The sequence below is a fragment of the Neobacillus drentensis genome, assembly GCF_036966985.1.
GTDB lineage: Bacteria > Bacillota > Bacilli > Bacillales > Cytobacillaceae > Neobacillus > Neobacillus drentensis_E.
The window spans coordinates 1-836 of record NZ_JBALSN010000358.1 but is presented as its reverse complement, the minus strand read 5'-3'; the positions used below and the strand labels follow the sequence as shown (position 1 = coordinate 836).

The window sequence follows — 836 nt, the reverse complement described above, 5'->3', positions numbered from 1 at the left end:
GCAGGTTAGTGAAAGAAGGAAACCTTCATTCGATGTTGAATTTGTACTATTACAGAAAAAACTAGTCAGTTATGGTGGTGTTTGTTTGTTTGATTAAATTAATTAAGCAAGAAGAAAACGAAACTTTTTATTGGGAAGTTTGGCAAGACGGTAGAACCTTAAGCATCCATTACGGAACTGTCGGGGATACTGGAGAAACAGAAGAATTGAAATTGCCGATGTTTCAAAGGGCAGAAAAAGTAATGGATGAACTAGCAGAAGAAAAAGTTAACGAAGGTTTTGAATATCTAGAAGAGGACGAATTAATTGAGCTAGTGGTTCAATTTAGCTATAAAGATGATGAAATGCAAACAGCACTGAAACTTAGACACTCTGTTGAAGACCTAATGAATGAATGTCTAGGTTGGACAGGTAATGGTTCGTGTGATGGCGGTGATATTGGCAGCGGTACAGCTAATATTTTCAACTATGTTGTAGATGTAGGAAAGGCTACACGAACAATAATAGAGGAACTTAAAAATAACAATTTACTACAGGGTGCAAAAATTGCTTATTTAAATCCTGATGATGAAGAATATATCGTTTTATATCCTGATGGAGCAGAGTTTGACCTTATTTAATAGGCGTTGAGAAATCTCAACGCTCTTTTTGGTGCTAATTATAGTGTAAATCAAATCCTAAAGCCTGTAGCCAAGTGGAGTGAAGGGGCTATTGCAGCTCCCTTCCCCCATCAAAACAAAATTGGAGATTGTACAGGACTGTACATATGGTAACGTGTGTTAGAGCTCAAGAAGGATGCGGCGGTCTTTTCTTATTTGACTACCATGAAAATAAGT

General features: G+C 37.0%; 1 protein-coding gene. It reads left to right on the top strand.

Annotated elements, in window-relative coordinates:
* Window positions 1-89 precede the first annotated feature (89 nt).
* Window positions 90-620 carry a hypothetical protein gene (locus V7659_RS21645; protein WP_335542161.1) on the top strand — a complete coding sequence of 177 codons (531 nt, stop codon included), beginning with the start codon at window positions 90-92 and terminating at the stop codon, window positions 618-620.
* Window positions 621-836: the final 216 nt, after the last annotated feature.